The sequence below is a fragment of the Novosphingobium resinovorum genome, assembly GCF_001742225.1.
Taxonomy (GTDB): Bacteria; Pseudomonadota; Alphaproteobacteria; order Sphingomonadales; family Sphingomonadaceae; genus Novosphingobium; species Novosphingobium resinovorum_A.
On record NZ_CP017077.1, the window covers coordinates 134,060 to 149,415 of the forward strand.

General features: G+C 60.3%; 18 protein-coding genes. 11 read left to right on the forward strand and 7 right to left on the reverse strand.

What is annotated here, in order from left to right:
• The first annotated feature begins 1,205 nt into the window (after positions 1-1,205).
• Positions 1,206-2,228 carry a ParB/RepB/Spo0J family partition protein gene (locus BES08_RS25680; protein WP_008827838.1) on the forward strand — a complete coding sequence of 341 codons (1,023 nt, stop codon included), beginning with the start codon at positions 1,206-1,208 and terminating at the stop codon, positions 2,226-2,228.
• Between the two features lie 145 nt (positions 2,229-2,373).
• Positions 2,374-2,577 (forward strand): hypothetical protein, encoded by a 204-nt coding sequence (locus BES08_RS33155; protein WP_156799969.1) that lies wholly within the window; start codon positions 2,374-2,376, stop codon positions 2,575-2,577.
• A gap of 371 nt (positions 2,578-2,948) precedes the next feature.
• Here the strand turns inward: BES08_RS33155 and BES08_RS32120 are convergent, their stop codons facing one another.
• Positions 2,949-3,188, reverse strand: a complete 240-nt coding sequence (locus BES08_RS32120) for a hypothetical protein (RefSeq protein ID WP_083274821.1) — start codon at positions 3,186-3,188, stop codon at positions 2,949-2,951.
• A 323-nt stretch (positions 3,189-3,511) separates the two neighbouring features.
• Here BES08_RS32120 and BES08_RS25685 point away from each other — a divergent pair, with 323 nt between their 5' ends.
• The 3 genes from BES08_RS25685 to BES08_RS25700 all read left to right on the forward strand — a co-directional run bounded on the left by BES08_RS25685 (position 3,512) and on the right by BES08_RS25700 (position 6,197).
• Positions 3,512-4,777, forward strand: coding sequence for a site-specific integrase (locus BES08_RS25685; protein ID WP_008829240.1), 1,266 nt, complete (start codon positions 3,512-3,514; stop codon positions 4,775-4,777).
• Between the two features lie 514 nt (positions 4,778-5,291).
• A complete protein-coding gene (locus tag BES08_RS25695) occupies positions 5,292-5,774 on the forward strand; it encodes a pyridoxamine 5'-phosphate oxidase family protein (protein WP_008829242.1) in 483 nt (160 codons plus the stop codon).
• Positions 5,775-5,852: 78 nt separating this feature from the next.
• On the forward strand, positions 5,853-6,197 hold the full coding sequence (locus tag BES08_RS25700; protein WP_008829243.1) for a hypothetical protein: 345 nt from the start codon (positions 5,853-5,855) through the stop codon (positions 6,195-6,197).
• A gap of 2 nt (positions 6,198-6,199) precedes the next feature.
• On the opposite strand, the gene BES08_RS25705 is transcribed toward BES08_RS25700, so the two are convergent.
• From BES08_RS25705 to BES08_RS33160, 4 genes are all read right to left on the reverse strand, one after another.
• Positions 6,200-6,691: a cupin domain-containing protein gene (locus BES08_RS25705; protein WP_069709705.1), complete on the reverse strand. Its 492-nt coding sequence runs from the start codon at positions 6,689-6,691 to the stop codon at positions 6,200-6,202.
• Positions 6,692-7,028: 337 nt separating this feature from the next.
• Complete coding sequence (locus BES08_RS25710) at positions 7,029-7,226, reverse strand: hypothetical protein (RefSeq protein ID WP_008829245.1); 198 nt, start codon at positions 7,224-7,226, stop codon at positions 7,029-7,031.
• Positions 7,223-7,411: a hypothetical protein gene (locus tag BES08_RS25715; RefSeq protein ID WP_008829246.1), complete on the reverse strand. Its 189-nt coding sequence runs from the start codon at positions 7,409-7,411 to the stop codon at positions 7,223-7,225. The genes BES08_RS25710 and BES08_RS25715 overlap by 4 nt, the downstream gene beginning before the upstream one ends.
• Positions 7,412-7,606: 195 nt before the next feature.
• On the reverse strand, positions 7,607-7,771 hold the full coding sequence (locus tag BES08_RS33160; protein WP_008829247.1) for a hypothetical protein: 165 nt from the start codon (positions 7,769-7,771) through the stop codon (positions 7,607-7,609).
• A gap of 1,094 nt (positions 7,772-8,865) precedes the next feature.
• Between BES08_RS33160 and BES08_RS33165 the strand changes: the two genes are divergently transcribed.
• The 4 genes from BES08_RS33165 (at position 8,866) to BES08_RS25735 (ending at position 11,901) form a co-directional block, all read left to right on the forward strand.
• Positions 8,866-9,237, forward strand: coding sequence for a hypothetical protein (locus BES08_RS33165; protein WP_156799971.1), 372 nt, complete (start codon positions 8,866-8,868; stop codon positions 9,235-9,237).
• A 61-nt stretch (positions 9,238-9,298) separates the two neighbouring features.
• Positions 9,299-10,219: an iron-containing redox enzyme family protein gene (locus BES08_RS25725; RefSeq protein WP_069709707.1), complete on the forward strand. Its 921-nt coding sequence runs from the start codon at positions 9,299-9,301 to the stop codon at positions 10,217-10,219.
• A 22-nt stretch (positions 10,220-10,241) separates the two neighbouring features.
• Positions 10,242-11,003: a histidine phosphatase family protein gene (locus BES08_RS25730; RefSeq protein WP_069710180.1), complete on the forward strand. Its 762-nt coding sequence runs from the start codon at positions 10,242-10,244 to the stop codon at positions 11,001-11,003.
• Between the two features lies 1 nt (position 11,004).
• Positions 11,005-11,901 (forward strand): NAD(P)H-hydrate dehydratase, encoded by an 897-nt coding sequence (locus tag BES08_RS25735; RefSeq protein ID WP_069709708.1) that lies wholly within the window; start codon positions 11,005-11,007, stop codon positions 11,899-11,901.
• 7 nt (positions 11,902-11,908) lie between these two features.
• Here the strand turns inward: BES08_RS25735 and BES08_RS25740 are convergent, their stop codons facing one another.
• Complete coding sequence (locus BES08_RS25740) at positions 11,909-12,676, reverse strand: dienelactone hydrolase family protein (RefSeq protein ID WP_197524528.1); 768 nt, start codon at positions 12,674-12,676, stop codon at positions 11,909-11,911.
• A gap of 280 nt (positions 12,677-12,956) precedes the next feature.
• Between BES08_RS25740 and BES08_RS33170 the strand changes: the two genes are divergently transcribed.
• Positions 12,957-13,259, forward strand: a complete 303-nt coding sequence (locus tag BES08_RS33170) for a hypothetical protein (protein WP_156799972.1) — start codon at positions 12,957-12,959, stop codon at positions 13,257-13,259.
• Positions 13,260-13,494: 235 nt separating this feature from the next.
• Entirely contained in the window at positions 13,495-14,346 is an 852-nt protein-coding gene (asd, locus tag BES08_RS25750) for an archaetidylserine decarboxylase (RefSeq protein ID WP_069709711.1), read from the forward strand.
• Between the two features lie 100 nt (positions 14,347-14,446).
• Here asd and BES08_RS25755 read toward each other — a convergent pair whose 3' ends face one another.
• Entirely contained in the window at positions 14,447-15,004 is a 558-nt protein-coding gene (locus tag BES08_RS25755; protein ID WP_069709712.1) for a type 1 glutamine amidotransferase domain-containing protein, read from the reverse strand.
• Between the last annotated feature and the right edge of the window lie 352 nt (positions 15,005-15,356).

A 15,356-nucleotide genomic window follows, 5' to 3' on the forward strand; every position in this document is an offset into this window, starting at 1 on the left:
GTTTGCTTTTGCGGCCTGGAAGGGTTGAATGGTTGAAATGCCGCGTCCCCGCGCGTCTGCCGTGCAAGCGGAGGAGAAGGGGAGGGGGGCATTCACGGTTCGGATTGTCCCACGAATTTCGATCGACATTGCTGCCCGACATCTGGGCTCACGTTAGTTGACGGCAAGGTCATTGGCGCAGCGTCTAAACTTGGAGGCTTAGGACCTGAAGCAACAGTCATTCTCCAATGGAGAATGACGATCCGCAACCGATGCCTGGAGCTCACGCCAAGCTCGCAGCAACGAATTTCCGGGATGTCCCGTGCCGTTCTCCATTGGAGAACGGAAGACCTATCGGGTCACTCAAGGATCGCGCGGCACGCAAAGCCGCGAGATCTGCGTCAAGTGGCAATGTCTTGCGCGCGCTCTACCGCGCTCTCTCCAATGGAGAATGTGTGCTGTTAATAGCAGCTATGGCGCAAGGGTGGAAGCGAGTGTGCGAATGCGCGCGGTCGCTATCGGTGGTTTCGTGGCGCCCAAGCGGAGACGAGGAAGTCATTCTCCAATGGAGAAGGGCACCAAAGTGCGCCTGTCCGTAGGCCGCAATCACAACCATCTGAGAAAATATTCTGGACATTGCTGGCAGGGCTCCTGCGCGAACGGAGTGTAAGCCGGCAGAGCAGCTTTCCCGTATAACTTAGGTGCTTCATCGCTGACGCGTCGGCTTCGCGATTATGATTGCGAGAAGTCTCGCGGTGCCAAACTGTGATCGACCGGCGGCAGGTGCTGCGAAACTACGAGCGCATAAAAGGCGGAAGAGAGCCGGCCCGCTGCTTCCGTCGAGAGGGCAGGGCGAAGGATAGGGTCACCCTCGTCTCTCAAGTGTCACCACTTGAGCGCATTTGAATGTTGTCTGCGTAACGCTGGAGGGTGGGCCGCTACCGGAGATTACAATGAAGGTCTCCACATCCGCGGCGATCGCCCGGGCGGGCGAGGCATGAACGAATTACATGGTTCAACCCGGTTCACAGCATCGACGCCGACGCCGGGTGCTTCGTCGGGACCGAATTGCGCGGTGCGACTGTTAGGGGCGCAGGAGGGATTTGGGTACAGGGCAGGGGGCGGCCTTGCGCTTATGGAATCTCATCCGATAAACTCCCCATGGCCGGCAAGAGCGAGATTCGTTCGTTGTATTTCTGCCGGGGCATGTGAAGGGAATTGACGTTATGGCGCGCAAACCGGGTTTTGGGGCTTCTATTGCCTCGGAGGTCGTTGAGGCGTTTGGCCACGGCGATGCACCTTCCCTTCCGACAGGCGATGTACTGGTCAGTCGCGGCAAGGCGCTGAGCAAACTCGGTGCTGACGTGCAGTATGAGCAGTACGAATGGGTGGATCCCGTGCTCTGCAAACCGTCGAACCAGAATGCTCGACGCTATGACGAGCTTACCTACGAGGATTGCGAGGAACTGATTCAGTCGATCCGGTCCGAAGGGCGGCAGCGGATGCCGGCAATCGTTCGCCGCACGGAGGATCCTGCAGCGCCATACGAGATTGTTGCAGGTTCGCGCAGGCACTTTGCCATCAGCTGGCTTCGAGCGAATAACTATCCCGACTTCAAATACCTGATTGATGTTCAGCCCCTCGACGACGAGGCGGCGTTTCGGCTGAGCGATCTGGAGAACAGAGCGCGCGCCGATGTCTCTGATCTCGAGCGAGCACGAAGCTACCAGATGGCACTTCGCTCTCACTACAAGAGCGATACCGCAGCGATGGCTGAGCGCCTAGGCGTGGCGCGTGCCACGATCTACCGCTACACGGCGCTTGCCGACCTGGATCAAGTCTTTGTTTCCGCCTTTGGTGATCCGAAGTCGGTGACAGTCTCTCATCCGCGCGCCATCGCTTCGATCATCAAGGAAGGGGGAGAAGTCGCACAGCGGGTACGCGACGAGGCCATCCGGCTCGCCGGCCTGCAAGCGTTGCGTCTCAACGAGGGGGTATCGCTTATGGCACCAGCTGAGGTGATTGCGGCGTTCAGGAATGCTGCCAGGCCGCCAAAGCCTTCCGTGATCGAGAATACCACCTTCACCATTGGTGCAGCCGATGGCGGGGAAATCCTCACGTACACCAAGGCATCGAGGAAAAAAGGAATGACGATCACGTTGCCGCCAAAGTTAAGCGCCGGTCGATCGGAGGTGGAGGCAGCGTTCCAACTCTTACTCGACGAGTTGTTTGGTGCGCCCGAAGCCTGACAGCCGGAGTTCCGGAACAAAGCGGGAATTAGCTCTATAATCAATTTTGGGCTCGCTGGAGCGAGGTGGCGCCTATTAGGGTGGTACGGGTCATCTCAAGGCAGTTTACGCAGCGTAAGCCCGGTTTCCGGGGAGGCTTTTTGTGATGGGATTTGCAGCCAATTTCACTGGCGATGTCATTCGAACTCGTTTTCAGCGCTTGTATCGAGGTCTGAGCAAGTGCCGCGCCTTTTCCGGCAGCACCCAAGTGCTGCTGGATCCGCGACTTCATACGGCGAAACGGATTTACTGGACCTTCATCCGCTTCGATCGCGATAGCGGCTCTGGCTTCTCTCGCGGTGGTAACTGAGGGCCGGGGCGTTGAAGCAGGCGGCATGCTCCGCGAGTTTTGGTGTCATCGACCGCGCATAGAACTTCCGGGTTGCAGACAATTTGGCGAGTGCGATCTGGATGATCTTCCTGCCCACCAAGCAGCGATCGTGGTTTTAATGACGTGGAGCCTTGCTGAGGCGAATTTACGGCTGCTTTGTGAACGGCGGGCGGGACCTGTGGCCGGTAAGGAATAAAGGAACTGCGAAAATCGTTGTCCGCGTCGTTGTGATCGCTATAGGCAGCGGCAGGGCGATGAAGCGAACGCGATCACGTACCTCACCGCCCACTTGCGAACCTCGACGCCCGATACGACGGAGATTGGGCGGCGGTCCTGTGCGTAAAGGAAACTCAAAGGCTCGGGCTTGTTCGGCTGTAGGCAAGCGGCAAGCGCTCTGCTTCTGCCACGGCGGAAGCCTTCGTCGGGAAGGGCCCAACGTCGTTCTTGACGTTATCGGGCAGCCAGACCGGCAGAAACCACCATCCACCGGAGCGATAACTGACGGCACTACGCACAGAGCCCATGCCGTCGGCCAGAAACCAGCCTAGGTCGATGCCGTCGCGTATCCACAGCGGGGCAGGGTAGTGCATGAGTTCCTCGAAAGTGTTAGCTGATCTGGGCTTGGCCGACCAATGATACCATGCGCCGCAGATGATGCTGGCGCCCGGGCATCCCACGAATGCGATGCGCCGGCCCCGCGCCGTGGAAGCCCGCAGGAATCGCGGAATTTATACCACACGCTAAGTGAAAACGAGATAAATATACATCGAGCTATATTGCATCATCAGCCATATGCGATAATTGCAGTTATTGCAGAAGCATTATCGTGCCGGTAAGATGGCGGCCGTCCAGCGGTGTGCTGAAAAACCGGCGGTTTTGCGCGGATTGCGAAAAAGCATGGAAAAGCAGACGAATGAGCGTGCACCAGCCAAACCCAGTCTCCGGTACCGAAACACTTGGCTCCGCCGGGCACGCCAGCCTTCTCGGTGCGGCGGGTCGCCATGATGGAACAGGGGCGGGCGGCGCCCTGGTGCCGCTGATCACGTCGCTCCGGACGGCGGAGCAGGTTGTCGTGGATGCGGGTTTGCTCGAAGCGTTCCAGGCGGCGGCTTCGAAACATACGCTCGCAGCGCTGCGCTCGGATCTCTCCGCTTTCGATCTGTGGTGCCGCCAGCATCGCCGCATCACCGTGCCGGCACGATCGGAGGACGTTGCGGACTATCTCAAGCGCCGCGGCGGGCAGGGGGCCCGCCCGGCCTCGCTGGCCCGCTACAAGGCGTCGATCGCGCGGCTGCACCAACTACTTGGCCTCATCGATCCCACAACGGCTCCGCTGGTCAAGCTGACGCTGGCGGCAATCCGTAAGGAAAAGGGGGTGGCCCAGCGCCAGGCGGCGCCGCTGCGATTCAAGGGACCTGTCTCCGACATCGAACGCGACCTGGCACGGGGTCTCAATCTTCGTGCGCTGCTGGAAAGCTGCGGTGAGGACCTCGTCGGCCTGCGCGATCGCGCCCTCCTCAGTCTGGCCTACGATACAGGGCTCCGGGCCAGCGAACTGGTCGCCGTCGAAGTCGGGCACATCCTCCCTGCCATCGACCCCGATGCGCGGCTGCTTGCGATCCCGCGCAGCAAGAGCGATAGCGAAGGGGAGGGGGCTACCGCTTTCCTCAGCCCTCGCACCGTGCGTGCGGTCAAAGCTTGGCTGGACGCGGCCGAGATCAGTGAGGGCGCGGTGTTCCGCCGGGTGTTCGTGCGCCGCTACAAGGCGAGGGCCCGCATACCCGGCCGCGATCTGGCGACGCTGTCCGGGCGCGAAGGGTATCACTGGCGCAAGGCACTGCCCCAACCTGCCGTGGCGGCCCGCACCGAATACAGTGTCGGCGATGCCGCGCTTCATCCCGGCTCGATCGGGCCGATCTGGCGCGCGATCATCCGGCGGGCGTTCGAGAAGGGGGCCTTGCCTGATCTGACCCGCGACGATCTGGAGCACTGGCTGAAGCGCATCAGTGGGCACTCCACGCGTGTTGGCCTCAATCAGGACCTTTTCGCGAGTGGTGAGGATCTCGCGGGCATCATGGACGCGCTGCGCTGGAAGAGCCCGCGCATGCCGCTCGTCTACAACCGCAACCTCGCGGCCGAGCACGGCGCGGCAGGGCGGCTGATGCGAAAACTCGGCTGATCCGCCCAGAGGACGGTGATGCCAGAGGCGCTGCCCCAGCATCGGCTTGAACCCGGTCAGGCCTGTGTGCGCGCCGGTTCCGCGAAACCGCTTGGCCGCTGCGCAGGCGGCTTTCGCGCGTCCCGGCGTTCCGCATACCTTTTGTAGGCGTAGCCCCCGGCCACGGCGCCAATCAGGCCGAGCGGACCCATGCGCCGCAGCACGGTCGGGGCAGCGAATCCGAGCAGGGTGCCCGCCGTACCAATGACGCCGCGCACGTGTTCAGCGGCTTTGTTGCCCGCGATTGCGCCGATAATTCTGCCAATTCACAAAGACTAGGAGCACCGCAACGATTTGCGCGAAGAGCGCCTGAATCCGGGCCACAGCGACGTCGAATTTGGCGGCGGTGCTACTCCTGCGGACCGCGAAGGCGGCATGGCGGCGAAAGAGCACAGCCGCTCACCGGATAGGCAACGTTTGCGAAACTCAGGCGGCATACCGGCGTTGTGGCTGGAACACCCTTGAGGAGATGGCAATGTCGACTGACACACAAAAGCTGAAGCAACACCTTTGGGAAAAGATCGAAAAGGGCCCTTTCCTGATGGTCGGCCTTGCCGATGGGAAGAGCCATTCCGAACCGTTGACGGCGCAGCTCGACAAGGATCAGGTCGACACCATCTGGTTCTTCATCGGTAAGGACAATCGCCTTGCCGGCGGCGGCGCTGCGATGGCGCAATTCGTTTCGAAGGGTCAGGATTTCTTCGCGTGTCTGTCGGGCCGCGTCGAATTGGATACCAACCCTGCCATGGTCGACAAGCTGTGGTCGAACGCTGTCGAAGCTTGGTTTCCCGGAGGAAAGACGGATCCCAATCTTGCGTTGCTTCGCTTCGATATCGATGAAGCTGAGCTATGGGAATCCGATGTGTCGCTGACCGGCAAGCTGAAGATGCTCTTCGGCGGTAAGATCAGAGGCGATGAAGCGGGTAGCCACGCCGTAGTAGCGAACACTAAAATCTGAATTGCCGCTTAGAGGCAGGCCCAGCCGGAGAGCGAGCCTGCCTTGATGCGCCTATCATCATCCTCCATCGGGATTTGTATGGCTGAGCCACCCACACGCGTCGCCGGCCACCCCGTGACGCCGGACGGTCACTACTTTGTCGTGGGCGGCCGGCTGTGGCGCATGTCCGATCCCAACCTGCCGCAAGAGCGTCGCGAGGCGCTGGTCAAGAAGCTCATGTCAGCCCGTCGCGCGGTTGGTGTTGCCAGGCGCAAGGGCGATCACGACGCGAAGGAGCGGGCACATGCTGCGATCGATTCAGCAAAGCAGGCGCTGGGCGAGCGCGGACCGGTCTGGTGGGACGATGGCGCCCCCGATCTTAATCGGCATCTGGCAAGGACCGGGCCCTACGCGCAATGGTATGTGCAATTACTGCATCCCTGATTTCACGGGCCGGTGCGCGCACCCCGCTCACCGGTAACGGGATCGTAGGGGGGGTCAGGCAGCGCGGCGATCCGAGCCCGCGTGGCATCGTCCGCAGCCTCCCGGCATATATCCCAGTCCTGCCCTTGCGGATAAGCCCCGACCACTTTGAAATCCTCGTTTGCGGAAAGGCAGCGGTGCCCGGTGCCGGCAGGCAGCATCAGCGCATCGCCAGCTAATACCTCGATCCGGCGTCCGTGTGGTCCACCGATTTCCAGCGTTGCCGAACCGGAAAACACGCCGAGCACCTCATGCGCGGTCGAGTGGTAATGGCGATAGTCGAAAATCCCGTCGCGCCAGTCCGCTGGCCAGCCATGCCCGCCGAATAGCGCTTCGAAGCGATCCGCTAGGTATGGCTCATCACTATCCAGCGCCGCACTATAATTAACTACCGGAAGCCGAGCGTTGTTGGGCACCCAGCCATTCTCGGTAAGTATGAAGCTCTGGATTTTCATCGCTTGGATCCTTTGGGGCGGCGCATGGCATTGTCAGGCAAACCGATCGAGACCGGGGCAGGATCGCTCGTTTTCTCGCAGGCGCGCGGACAACGATCGACGTTTGCTGAGACCCGACCTTTCGCGGTTACCGCATTAAGCAGGAGATGGTCGATACTTCAGGCCAGCGTCGCGTGTTATCGCAAGCAATAGGAGTGCTTGGTGTTTGATCAAAAAAAGATGACTGACGCGGATTGCAGGCGACTAGGCCGGCTGCAATCCGGGCGCTAGGAAGGCGGACAATGGCGGAACGGATGGTACCGAAGTGATCTGTCTCGGCATCGGGTCGAAGAGATCGCTATTCGGCCTTCCTGATCGCGCGTTGCGCGCCATCATGCTCATTCACGCCGGTCTGCTGTTCTTGTTCAAGCTCCTGGGCGTGCCATAAAGTGCGTCCCGCGAACACTAGGACGATAACGGCCAGCAGGATCACCGCCACCATTATTCCCGCGCGGCCGAGGCGACGCGAACTGGGCTGGTCCCGTTCCGGCATCATTGCCCCGTGTTCCTGGCGCGCTGGCCTTCGGGGTAGTCTTCCGGCTTGACGGTTCCGACCGAAGGGCGGTCCTCGATTTTCTCAGGCTTCTGTGCACCTTTCTTCTGGCGGTGCGGGTCGACTGCATCGGGACGGGCGTCTCCCAGTACGCCGCGGCGGGTTCCGGTAGAATCTGTGTCGGGCATGATACGCTCCATCACATGGCGAAAGGGTGGGTCGTGGCGAGCTTTCACCCTTTCGAGGTTGCGATAAGTAAGCGCGCTGCAAGCCGGCTCGTTCCCGCATCGCCGCTCCTCATGATGCCTCGATCCTTACCGGCACCCCCTTTGCTGCGGGCGTCTTCGACAGAACGTCGTGGTGACCAAGCGGGACCAGCGGGTTCAGTTCGGGAAAATAGCCGGCAAGGCAGCCGCGCGGTAGGTCAAAGGGGGAAGACCCCCCACCTCACGGCGCTGGTGCGTGTCGCAATCGGCGACGAGCGTGACCGTCGATGCTTCTTCCAGTCCGGCCTCCTGCATGTCCTCGAGATTCATCAGGACGATCAAACGGCTGCCCTCAAGCCCGCGCGTGGCGGTGAAAGGGGCATGCGGTCACTCCTGATAGCGTCACGGCGTCAGCCGCGCGGGCAGCGGAAGCTGGGTAGGCATGCTCAAGAACTTTTTGGGGGCCAGGGTTCCGCCAGGTTGTTATACTTTAGATCTGTCCGGCCGGTCGTGAGTCTCAGGCCACATCCCCGTTCGCGGTCGTTGATCTTTACGATGCGGGTTGGCGCGGCGTTAGGCACGTCGGCCGCTTCTTCTTCTCGATCACGATAGTTTCCAACTTCTTGTCCTCGCGAAATTCCAGAACACTACGGTCACGAAGGGCGCCTTCGCCCGCGCTGCACCAGAGCATGATCTGGTTGATCCACGGTCGGGCGCATGCACCCGGCAACTCGGCACTATCGAAATGTCTGTGTCACATGCGGCGCTAACATCGGGACATCGATTCGCCAGGAGGCGCCCGTGAAGCTTACCGCTGAACTATTGCTGCGCAGAGCAAAGCAAGAGGCACGCAAGGCCGAGGATGCGCTCAGGCGCGGGAGATGCCTTGCGGCGGTGTACGCGCACCGCGAGAAGGCCGTGATGTATCAAGCCAAAGCGCTTCTCAAGAACCATAGCGAGACATGCCCATAGAAGGTGCGGCACTACGCTGGCGCTGTTAGCTCTTGGTTTTGCCCGGCGATCGAACCCCTCCGTACTCCCTTCTAGAAGGGCTTACCTTATACCGAATTCGGTCGAGATATCGCGCGATTGCCGACATGGCGAAGACGGCCGCGCAACCTTCCCTGCCACCCCAATCCTTCCGGTAACCGGTGAATGCGCATAGCGCACACCGGCCCACCATCATTGCGCCTCGATGTAGCAAATTTCGTGTCACCAAGCGCCCGTACGTAGCCGCCAACCCCGCCGGCCTCACAATATTTTCGGTACAGGACCAAAGATAAGGTCAGCAGATGGTCTGAAAGATCTGCATCGCGCTCAGCCTATCGGACGCACTCGATACTGGATGAGGCGAATGGATCAACGCTCATCCTGTCTCTCGTCCGGGTCAGCTTGTCTTATCGGTGACACTATTAAGATGAATGGGGGAGCCGGCAGTGGCGCAGCGGGATTATCGGAATATGCCGAGTCCAGTCATGCCATCACCCGTCCTTCTACTGGCAGCGCAGCCAGAAGAAATGAACGCCGTAAGAGCGCGGCTTGAACGTGAAGGCCATACCGTCCATCATTTCAAAACGGCGTGGGACGCGCTGGCCATGTTCGGCACCGTGTTCCCAGAAATGGCGTTCATCGGAAAAATCCCCCGAACCCCTTGCCGCGATCTCCTTATCGAGGATCTGAAGCGGTACGGAATCCCGATTTTGTACATCAACGCGCGGCCAATTGAGAAATCCAGCCCCGCATCCATTCGACATCCGCGCACCCCATCGGCGCGAACCGGCGTGGATCCGCCTCGGCCGCGACCGTGAGCGCATTCGCTCGTGGTCACTTCAGAAACCCACGTACCACAATAAAATTGAGGAATGCCCGATGCTGGCCTTTGCCGCCCAATCCGATCGGTCGACCGATTCTTACTTTTCCGACGACTTTCAGCAATCGCTGGCTGTCTGGAATCGGAAACGACTTGCACCCCAGTTTCCCGGCCAGAACTGGCGCGAAGAGCTGCAAAACGACGCGCGGATGCAGATGCTCGAAGGGGAATTCATCGAGCACATGCGTGGGCTGGTCCAAAAGCAGGCGATGGAAGCACCCACTGATCCGACCGGGTTTGTCGAGTGGTTCGAGAACCTCGCGGAAACCGGACCGGGGCAGAACGATCCCTTGTTCCCCTGGCTCGCCGAAGCGGCCGCCCGTGACGATTTGAGGTGGTTCTTTGAGCAGGAGGCTGCGGGCGAAGCTGGTTTCGACGACTTGGTGGCGATGACGCAGATCAAGCTTCCCGAACAGGCGAAAATGGAGCTGGCCCGCAATTACTGGGACGAGATGGGCTGCGGCAATCCCAAAGGTATGCATGGCCCCATGCTGCAGATCGTTGCTGAAGCACTCGATGTAGAACCTTCGATACAATCGACTGTGTCGGAAAGCCTTGCACTTGCGAACGCCATGACGGCAATGGCCACGACACGGCGCTACGCCTGGCATTCTGTGGGGGCGCTGGGGGTGATCGAACTGACCGCACCGGGCCGTTCCGCGCTAGTGGCAAAGGGCCTGCGGCGGATTGGCCTGTCAAATCGAGAGCGGCGATACTTCGATCTCCACGCAGTTCTCGATGTGAAGCATAGCCAGACCTGGAACCAGGAAGCGCTGCGACCACTCATATCCGAAGATGGCAACCGCGCAGCGGCGATCGCGGAAGGCGCGCTGATCCGGCTTTTGTGTGGCAAGATGTGCTTCGAGCGGTACCGCTTGAAACTTTGGGCAAACGGAACTGATCGCAGCCTTGCGGCCTGAGGAGCCTGACCCCATGGCACCTATGTCAGCATCACACCGGTGGCCGAGCACCTTATGGCTGGTACGTCATGGCCAGAGCGCCGGTAATGTGGCGCGCGATGAAGCTCATGCCCAGGGACATGCCCGTATCGCGCTCGAGCATCGCGACGTAGATATGCCTTTATCGAGGCTAGGCGAAGAGCAGGCCCGCGCGCTGGGCCACTGGTTCGCGGACGGACTTGAAGGTCAGCGGCCGGAAGTGATGCTCTCCAGTCCCTATCTTCGCGCGGTCCAATCGGCTGAGCTTTTCCGCGAGGCGGGCGGATGTTCGGCGGACCTGCGCGTTTGCCTGGACGAGCGGCTCCGCGAGAAGGAGTTCGGTATCCTTGACGGATTGACGAGCGCCGGAATTCGCGAACTCCAGCCCGAGCAGGCTCATTTTCGGCAGGTTCTTGGAAAATTCTATCATCGCCCGCCGGGCGGCGAAAGCTGGGTGGATGTCGTTTTCCGCCTGCGCGCTTTGATGGATACAGTATCCTTGCACTATGCAGGCAAGCGCGTAATGATCGTTGCGCACCAGGTCGTGGTGTTATGCATGCGCTATGTCCTGGAGAATTTGTCCGAAGCGGAAATACTGGAGATCGACGCGCTTGGCGATGTCGCCAATTGCAGCATCACCCAGTACAACCTTGAGCCGGCGGATGATCGCCTCAGCCTGCAGCGATACAATGTCACGGCGCCTCTCAAGCGGGAAGGTACGGCAACAACGCGGGAACCAGACTTAATAGCCGGTGCGCGTGGCTGACATGGGGACAGCCGTTCCTCCGGCGCTGGATCGCGCGTGTCTGCGAGAGCATCAGTTGCCGGAGCCCACGGGTGAGGTCGACAAGAACTCCCGAGGCAGGGTAACCGTCATTGGCGGGTGTCTCGAGGTGGCCGGGGGCGTGCGCCTCACGGCGGAGGCCGCCTTGCGTGCGGGCGCTGGCAAGGTAAGGATCGCGACTGTCGCGCCGATAGCTCATATGATCGGGACGCTTTTTCCAGAGGCGGCCATTGCAGCCCTGCCCGCCAGCGCGTCCGGGGAAATCGACGCTGCTGCGTCCGAAATCACATCGCTCGTAGAGAAGTGCGACGCAATCGTGGTCGGTCCAGCCATGTCGTGTCGTAATCACGCGTCACGTCTTGTCGATACGCTTCTGGACGTCGTCACGCTCGACCATCGCCTTGTGATCGATGCCGCGGCGCTCATGTCACTTGCGCAGCACGCGGACCGGATGAGGAGACGCATGCGTCCTGCCCTCTTGACCCCTCATCCCGGCGAGATCGCCGCAATGCTCGGGATTGACCCGAAAGATATTGCATCTGACGCCGCTTCGATCGCCATGTTGGCTGCCCGGAAGTTCAATGCCGTTGTGGTCCTCAAAGGTTCATGCACAACCATCGCAGATCCCTCAGGAACGATTTACCATTTCAATGGAGGTACGATCGGGCTTGCGACAAGCGGATCGGGCGACGTGCTCGCCGGCATCGCAGGAGGGTTGCTTGCCCGCGGTTGCGAGCCGTTAGCCGCAGCGCTGTGGGCGGTTTGGCTCCATGGCGAGGCCGGACGCCGGTGTGCCGAAACAATTGCGCCCCTCGGCTTCCTTGCCAGCGACCTGCTTCCGCTCATTCCCGGTCTGATGCATTCAGCGGGGCAATCCTGACAGCCCGTCAAGCCACCCTTCGGTCGACGTCACCCCTATCGGAGCGTTTGAACGAAATGTCGAAGAACCGCAGCATCGCGGCCCATGAGCTCTCATCCGCTTCGGCGTGATATCCCATTGTCGGATCGCCAAGCGCATCGACGGTGCTGTTAGTAAAGCTATGGAGGGCACGGCCATAGATACCCAGCTGCCAGTCTGCTGCTGCCAGGGGCATTTCCGCCTGAAAAGCCGCGATATGGTCAGGCGGCACAAGCGGATCGAGCCCTCCCGTGAACACCGCGATCCGCGCTTTTAGCGTGTCGCGCGACGCAGGTCGAGAAGTGTTCAGCAGGCCGTGAAAGCTTGCGACCGCGCGAACCGGCACGCCGCTACGAGCGAGCTCAAGGACACAAAAGCCACCGAAGCAATACCCCAGCCCAACCATGTCTTCAGGCTCCAGTCCCGAAATGTCGCTGAGTGCAGCGAGCGCGGCTTGGACTCGGCTGCGCAGTCTGTCGGGCTCGGCGCGGAAGCGCTTAAGTGCGTCGTGGATCGCTTCACCTTCCAGGACCGCACCCGCGCCGTGCATGTCCGCCGCAAACGCGAAGTAAGCCAGCTCTGCAAGTATGCGGGCATGGCGCCGAACATTCCCACCGATGCCATCGGCTTCATGGACGATCAGGGCTGCGCGGCCATTGCCTGCGCCGACGGGAGGAAAAATTTCGCCATGAAGTGTGACATCGCCGTCGCTGTAGGCGTGGAGTAGGCCGGCCTGGCCGCTGCGCGGATCGCACACTATCGCATTTCCTTTTCGAACCAATGTCCTTCAACCGCCGAGTATGGTCGAGGTTCGCCGGACATGATTTAATTGCTGCCACAAGGATCAGCAGCCGGCTTTTAAAATTCCATGGCCGTAGAGGGAAGCGACCACGGCCTGCTCGTTGTCTGACATTTCGCTGTCCTGAGTTTGCTTCTAGCGCCGGTTCTTGTGTCGCCCTCTTTCCTGAAATGCGCGTGAAGCCTGGCATTGGAACCTCGTGTCTATGCCGGCTTTCCTTTTCTGAAAGGAGACGGACATGGAACATACCACATCAGTGGGACCAGAAGGGCCCCGCCCAGACGACGAGCAGGACGGTGGTCCGACGATTGAGCGCGTTGACGCTCAAAGTGCCAGCGAACTCGACCTAAAGCACGGGCGTGCAGGCGTGGAGGCGAAGCCCTTTTCGCCTGCGACCGAAGAAGAACCGAAGGCAAACTCCTCGTTAGATCCACCGCGCAAAGGATTGCACGACGAAGGGTTGATCTCTGACCGCCGTACGCCCGGTCGAGATGACGCAGTAGGCAACTCAAAGACGGACGCGGACGGCTTCGAGCACTGACGCCGGTGGAGGCTCGACAGGGCTCTACAGCGGATTTAGACCCGGTTACGCTACCGAAGGAACGAGTTTTACAGTATTCCACCTGCGACTCTTCACAGATGCTCGTTGGTCGAATTTCTGCGGCCAAATGCAGACGTTAAACGTAGGTTATGAAGGGTCTCCCCGGTCAATCGGCTAGGGGCTGGCGCATCTTGAGACAGACCACTGAACTGTCGCCATTATTTCGAGGTCCACCTTGTCCGAACGTCTGCAAGCCTTGCTGCAACATATCCTTCCCAAGCAGCCCCTGACCAGTCTGGCCGGTCGCATCGCAGGCGCAAAAGGCGGCTCACTTACGACCCGCTTGGTCCGGTGGTTCATCAAACGATATGGCGTGAATATGACCGAAGCCGCAGATGCAGACATTGCAAGCTATAAAAGCTTCAATGACTTTTTCACCCGGCCGCTCAGGATCGGCGCGCGACCATTGGCCCGTGCCGACTTCATCTGCCCAGTGGACGGCGCGATCAGCCAGTTCGGTGACATTGACGACCATCACATCCTTCAAGCCAAAGGGCATCGCTTCACCGTCACAGATTTGGTCGGCGGCGATATGCAGCTTGCGGCCAAGTTCCGCCATGGCGGTTTCGCTAACCTGTATTTATCGCCGAGCGACTATCACCGAGTGCACATGCCCTGTGATGGTATACTGACGCGGATGATATACGTGCCGGGCGCTCTTTTCTCCGTGAATCCGGTCACCGCAAGGCGCGTGCCCAATCTGTTCGCCCGCAATGAGCGGGTAGTGTGTGTCTTCGAATCTGCGGCGCATGGCACGTTTGCCATGGTTCTGGTGGGCGCCACAATCGTTGGCAGCATTGCAACGACATGGCACGGCGTGGTCAATGCGAAACGCACCAAAAAGCCGTCCGACTGGACGTACCCTGACCATCGTCTTTGCTTAAAGCAGGGTGAAGAAATGGGCCGTTTTCTGCTGGGCTCAACCATTGTGATGCTTTTCAGGCAAACCGGCATTGTCTTCAACAAAGAGTGGGCGCCGGAACGGAGTGTGCAGCTCGGCGAGATGATGGGAAACCGCGCGACTTAAAGGGCTGGCGCGTGGCCCCGCGCCAACTTGAGCGGTCGGCAGCAAAATTCTCGGTCCTAGCAAAGGAAAATTCGTTTTCCGGCCCACTCAATCGTATGGGTCATGCGTCCGCGTGGCGCCCTTCGGCGAATTCTTCGACGAGCTTGGCGCAAAAGGCAGGCAGGTCGTGGGGATTGCGGCTGGTGACGAGACCCTGATCGACGACCACCTCCTGATCCGTCCAATTGCCACCTGCGTTCTCGATATCAGTCCGGATCGAAGGATAGGAAGTGAGTTCGCGGTCCTCGACCACGTCTGCTTCAACAAGGAGCCAGGGGCCGTGGCAGATCGCGCCCACGGGCTTCTTTTGCTGAAAGAAAGCGCTGACGAAGTCTACAGCCTGACCATCGGCACGCAACTTGTCCGCGCCCACCGTACCTCCAGGAATGATTAAGCCATCGAATTCTTCGGCGCTGACGTCCGCTACCGTCCTGTCGACGTCGTAGCTGCCACCCGGGTCCAGATCGCCGTTGTTGGTTTTGGCCTCGCCCGGTTCGAGACCGATAACCGTCACTATGCCGCCTGCCTGCTCGATCGCCCGCCTGGGCTGGACGAATTCGGGCTCCTCGGTCCCACGAGGGGCGATAAGAATGGCAATGTTCCTGCCTTCGAGTGTCATGTCTTATCACTCCATGAATCTGCGGCGCCGGTCGGCCACCTGACTAATTAAACTCAGAAAGCCGCTGCGGTTCCTCATCGGGACGATGGACGGTTGGCGCACGGGACGGACGGATCGACCCTATTCAGCCTTTCACCAGCCAATTTCATGCGCCCAAACCCAGTTGGTCTGCTTCATCATTCGGCATGCCCACGGCTGGCCGATGGAGGAATGTCCGATCGGGAGCCGCGCCTTGTGGATGGCCGACATTCACGCGACGTCGACTCTCGACAAACTCACGCTGCTCCTGCGATGCCCTAGGACAGTCGGCCCACGCGAAATCTGCGCTCGTAGGGCAAGCAGCGGTTGAGAA

Bases quoted from the DNA above. Each gene is read 5' to 3' on its own strand.
- BES08_RS25680 (WP_008827838.1), top strand. From the start codon at position 1,206: ATGGCGCGCAAACCGGGTTTTGGGGCTTCTATTGCCTCGGAGGTCGTT.
- BES08_RS25710 (WP_008829245.1), bottom strand. From the start codon at position 7,226: ATGATGCCGGAACGGGACCAGCCCAGTTCGCGTCGCCTCGGCCGCGCG.
- BES08_RS25755 (WP_069709712.1), bottom strand. From the start codon at position 15,004: ATGACACTCGAAGGCAGGAACATTGCCATTCTTATCGCCCCTCGTGGG.
- BES08_RS25705 (WP_069709705.1), bottom strand. From the start codon at position 6,691: ATGAAAATCCAGAGCTTCATACTTACCGAGAATGGCTGGGTGCCCAAC.
- BES08_RS25730 (WP_069710180.1), top strand. From the start codon at position 10,242: ATGTCAGCATCACACCGGTGGCCGAGCACCTTATGGCTGGTACGTCAT.
- BES08_RS25695 (WP_008829242.1), top strand. From the start codon at position 5,292: ATGTCGACTGACACACAAAAGCTGAAGCAACACCTTTGGGAAAAGATC.
- BES08_RS33155 (WP_156799969.1), top strand. From the start codon at position 2,374: ATGGGATTTGCAGCCAATTTCACTGGCGATGTCATTCGAACTCGTTTT.
- BES08_RS25700 (WP_008829243.1), top strand. From the start codon at position 5,853: ATGGCTGAGCCACCCACACGCGTCGCCGGCCACCCCGTGACGCCGGAC.
- BES08_RS25715 (WP_008829246.1), bottom strand. From the start codon at position 7,411: ATGCCCGACACAGATTCTACCGGAACCCGCCGCGGCGTACTGGGAGAC.
- BES08_RS25725 (WP_069709707.1), top strand. From the start codon at position 9,299: ATGCTGGCCTTTGCCGCCCAATCCGATCGGTCGACCGATTCTTACTTT.
- BES08_RS32120 (WP_083274821.1), bottom strand. From the start codon at position 3,188: ATGCACTACCCTGCCCCGCTGTGGATACGCGACGGCATCGACCTAGGC.
- BES08_RS25685 (WP_008829240.1), top strand. From the start codon at position 3,512: ATGAGCGTGCACCAGCCAAACCCAGTCTCCGGTACCGAAACACTTGGC.
- BES08_RS25735 (WP_069709708.1), top strand. From the start codon at position 11,005: ATGGGGACAGCCGTTCCTCCGGCGCTGGATCGCGCGTGTCTGCGAGAG.
- BES08_RS33170 (WP_156799972.1), top strand. From the start codon at position 12,957: ATGGAACATACCACATCAGTGGGACCAGAAGGGCCCCGCCCAGACGAC.